2 protein-coding genes are annotated in these 4,893 nt (G+C 55.5%); both read right to left on the bottom strand.

Translation table 11 applies throughout. The features are described from left to right. On the bottom strand, window positions 1–3,633 hold a 3,633-nt coding region (locus H5U08_RS10160), incomplete at its 3' end, for an efflux RND transporter permease subunit (protein ID WP_297032671.1). Between the two features lie 92 nt (window positions 3,634–3,725). Continuing rightward, a partial coding sequence (locus tag H5U08_RS10155) for an efflux RND transporter periplasmic adaptor subunit (protein ID WP_297032669.1) occupies window positions 3,726–4,893 on the bottom strand: 1,168 nt, incomplete at its 5' end.

The raw sequence follows: 4,893 nt of genomic DNA, 5'->3' as shown, positions 1-4,893 counted from the left end.
GGCCGTGGTCATCAGGCACGGCCGGATCCTGCGCAATCCGGCGGCTACTGTCGCGTCGCGAATTTCTTCTACCGTGCGCGGTTTCCGGACCGCAAACGACTGATCCAGATAACTGGCGATCACCACACCGTCGTCGGTGGCAATTCCCCACAGCGCGATAAACCCGACCCATACGGCGACGCTGAGATTGAGCGTTCGCATCTGGAAAAGATCTCGCAGGTTGACACCGAATACTGAAAAATCAGCAAACCACGGTTGTGCGTAGAGGTAGAGCAGCAGAAAACCACCCGACGCTGCAACCAGTACCCCGGAAAACACAATAAACGTAGTCAGGACGTTTCTGAACTGAAAATAGAGAATTAAAAAGATGATAAAGAAAGTTAGGGGAACGACCACCGCCAGAGTACGCGCGGAACGAACCTGGTTTTCGTACGAGCCGATGAATGTGGGCATTTCCGTTCCCGGGGGCAATACCAGTTCACCACTTTCCAGCTTCTGGCGCAACAAGCGCTGGCAGGCTTCTACCACGTCTACTTCCGCATAGCCTGGTTGCTTGTCAAAGATCACGTAGCCCACGAGCTTTGTATCTTCCGAACGAATTTCCATCGGTCCTTGGACATACTGAATATCGGCCAGCAGCTCCAGCGGGACCTGGGCCCCAGTCGCCGTGGTCACGAGAATGCGTTTCAGTTCCTCAATAGAATCGCGACGTTCCCTTAAGTAGCGCACGCGGACGGGATACCGTTCCCGGCCCTCCACAGTCGTGGTCAGCGGTTCACCGCCCACTGCAGTTTCTATCAAGTGCTGGAACTCTTCGATTTTCACGCCGTATCGCGCCAGGTCTTCCCGTCGGGGGACAATTTCCAAGTAGGGAGAGGCAATCATCCGGTCGGCAAACACGGTCTTGGGATCGACCCCCGGTGCCTCCTTGAGTATGTTTTCCACCTGAAGTGCCACCTTGTAAATGTCATCCAAACTATTCCCCCGAATCCGCGCCGCCATGGCCGCCCGGATGCCGGTTTGCAACATCACGATGCGCGCGGCGATCGGCTGGAGTTTTGGAGCAGAGGTAAGCCCGGGCAGCCGCGCGGTTCTCTCGATTTCGCGCCACAGATCGTCCGCCGAGCGGATTTCCGGCCGCCACTGGCGATAAGGCCAGCCGTGAGGATCTGGGATGAGATTTCCGTTCGCATCGCGAACAAACTCGAGACGGCCATCGTTTTCAATCGCTTTGAATGTTAATCGGTGGCCTGTGGCATCGACAAGATATTCCGGCTTATAGGTGATCAACGTTTCTATCATGCTGATGGGCGCTGGATCCAGAGCGCTATCGACGCGGCCGAGTTTTCCTACAACGACGTCAACTTCAGGTATTGCGGAAACCAATTTGACCTGTTTTTCCAAATAATCCTGAGCCTGGGCCAGGGCTGCGTGAGGCATGGCCGTGGGCATGAGGAGAAACGATCCTTCATCGAGTGGTGGCATGAACTCCCGTCCTAGCCCTGGAAACTCATGCCGTGCCCAAACCCAGAGAGGATGCCCCAGCACTCTTTGTCTGGAAATACCGATTCGCTCGAGAACACCCGGGACGAAAGCAAACACGCGTTCAAATCCAAGCCAGATGCACGCCCCCAGGAGCAGACTGCTAACCGGAAAGAGATAGAAAACAAGCTTGTGTCTAAGGAAAAACCGCAGGAGAACAGAGTAAAACTTTTGAAATACAAGGAACACAGCCAATAGCCCTGCAATGACTCCACCGGCAAGAATGATATTCCGCGTAAGTCCCTTTCCCGGTCCAAGCGGTAACCAGTCCGCCGCCAAGATACCGATGGCAACGGTAGCGGCGACCAAGGTCAGAAGCTGCCGGTAGCGGAACTCCCACTGCGGGGCGAACTCTGCCACGAGGAACCCTCCGGCCCACGCTATCCCCACAATGACAAGCCACCATCCCAGGTTTGCCCCGGCGATCAGACTTCCCACGAGCACAACCCCGGCAGCCGTCAGACGCAGCCAACGTGTCGGCTTTCTTATGCTGAACAAAATGTGGGCCAGTGGTGGCAAAAGTGTGAGAGCAATGATGACCGATGCTATCAACGCAAATGTTTTGGTATAGGCAAGGGGCCGGAACATCTTTCCTTCCGGCCCGGTCATCACGAACACCGGCAAAAACCCCAGCACGGTTGTGCTTATCGCGGTCAGAACCGGCCGGCCCACTTCTGATGCTGCTCGGAAAATGACCTCCTTGCGCGGCTCCTCAGGTGAAGCTTCGTCCAGATGTTTGAGCATATTTTCCGTCAGGATGATCCCCATGTCGACCATCGTGCCAATGGCGATAGCGATCCCGGCAAGTGACATCAAATTGGAATCGACATGAAATATTTTCATGCCAATAAATGACATTAAGACGGCCATTGGGAGTAAGCTTGAAATGAGAAAAGAAGACCGAAAATGATTAACCATGATAAGCACGACAATAATCGTGACAATCACCTGTTGCCGCAGCGCGTCGCTCAGCGTCCCCAGAGTTTCCTGAATAAGCTGAGTCCGATCGTAGAACGGGACAATCGTGACCTGTGAAATCCGGCCGTCAGACAGTGTCTTTCGCGGCAGGCCGGGAGCAATCTCGGCGATTTTCTGTTTGACCCGTTTAATGACCTCCATCGGGTTCTCGCCGTAACGAACCACCACGACGCCGCCCACGGCCTCCGCACCGCCCTTGTTGAGGACGCCGCGGCGCATGGCCGGCCCAAGGGTGACATGGGCAACATTCTTGACAAGAATGGGAACTTCATGATCCGTTTTAATCACCGCATTTTCCAGATCTTCTACGCTCCGAATAAATCCGCGGCTGCGGATCATATAGTCAACACCATTAATCTCTATCGTTCGTGCTCCCACATCGAGGTTCGAACGGCGCACCGTATCCAGCACCTGTTCCAGGGTGACACCATAATGGGCAAGCTGCTCGGGATCCACATCGACCTGGTACTCTCGAACAAACCCACCCACCGAAGCGACCTCCGCCACGCCCTCCACCGACTGAAGCGCATACCGGACCTGCCAGTCCTGGATCGATCGCAGCTCTTCGAGATCCCATCCGGGAACCGGTTCGCCTGTTTTGGGATCGCGGCCTTCCAGCGTGTACCAGAAGACCTGCCCCAGCGCAGTGGCGTCCGGTCCCAATGTCGCATTGACACCGGGCGGAAGTGATTTCTGTGCGACGGGGAGGCGTTCCAGGATTCGCGACCTTGCCCAGTAGAAGTCCACATCTTCTCGAAAGATGACATACACCATCGCAAATCCGAAATAGGAAGAACTGCGAATGGTTTTCACGCCGGGAACTCCCAGCAGAGAAACGGTGAGCGGATATGTGACCTGGTCTTCGACATCCTGAGGCGTTCGCCCCGGCCATTCCGCGATCACAATTTGCTGGTTTTCTCCAATATCGGGAAATGCATCGACGGGAACCGGTGAGCGGGGCAGGAAAGGGACATTGATGTCGAACGGCATGACCGCCAGTCCCCAGCCCACGATCGCTGCGATGATGAGAAAGACCACCAGCTTATTATCGAGAGTGAATCGAATGATTCCATCGATAAATTTTGCTGTAAACGGAATATTGTTGTCCGTCATTGCTTCTTTCTCCATTCTGCCGTTGGCGATGGACGACCAATATTGGCTCGACTAACAGCTTCAGCGAATTCAGGCAATCGCCATTGCGCGTGTCAATGCTGATGGAAGTGATCCATGGGTGGCTGAGGCTGAGAACCGCCACTCGTCGCCGGATGTATCTCTTTTTCAATGCCAAGCGGTTCTATTTGCTCCTTGACCTCTCCACAGCGAAGCATTCGGCTTCCAAAGTAAGGATTGGCCACTTCTTCCCCCTCCTGCAACCATTCCGCTCCCTGGTTGGAAAACGCCATCGGGCAATGGACAACGACGAGCGGCTTTCCGTGTGCATGGCCAAATTTTCGCACGACCTCAATCAGGGTCTGTGAAAGGTGGCGGAATGCGGATCGCAAAACTTCTATGTCCTGCACGTTCCTGGCCTGGTCGCACGCCATTTGCAGGTGCGACGCAATTTCTGCAAGCTGTTGCCGCTCCTTCTCCGGCAGGTCGGAATGGAGAAGTTGGGGAAGAGTTGCGGCGATCGCGGCGAATCCAGCGGCCGCCTTGGCCGGATCATCGCGCGAAAGCGCCTGCTGAATGCTGAGGTACGGCGTCCAAAGACCCTGGAGCGCCCGGGCGAGCACAGGATCGCCAGCCGAACTAACCTCGCGTCCTTCCGTGGCAGTAGGCTCTGACGCCTGATCGACGGAATGCATCATGCTGGCCTTTCCGGCAAGTTGCACAGCGCTGTCCACTTTAAAGTTCCCTTTAACGACCACCAACTCCCCTTCTTTCAGGCCGCTGTGGACAATATATCCCTCTTTTACTCGTGGCCCGAGCACAATTTCGCGACTTTCAAAGATGGGCTCTTCACTGTCCGGAAGTCGCACATAGACAAGCGCCCGTTTGCCCGTGATCAATGGTGCAGAGGCGGGGATAACGAGCGGGGGAGTGAGTTTTTCATCCATGGCCACGTATCCCAGCGATTCCACGCGGACCAGGTCCATACCGCACCGCGTGCATTTCCCTGGGGAGTCCGAAATGACCTCTGGATGCATGGGGCAAATCCACTTCCCAGCCAAAGAGGGTTCAAAAACTGTGTCTCCAGCCGCCAGATGTGCCTCCACCAAACCCCGTGCCAGCATCCCAGGTTTCAGACGGACCCCAGGGTTGGCCACGTTGACTCGGACTCTGATCGTGCGTGTCGATTCTCGGAGCGTTGGATCGATGAACGCAATCTGCCCGGAAAATTTTTCGCCGGGGAAGGCGTCTGTTTCGAAGACC

This window comes from Thermogutta sp. (genome assembly GCF_014359955.1).
Lineage (GTDB): Bacteria > Planctomycetota > Planctomycetia > Pirellulales > Thermoguttaceae > Thermogutta.
Note: the sequence above shows the minus strand (reverse complement) of the source record. Positions and strands in the feature narration are given on the sequence as shown.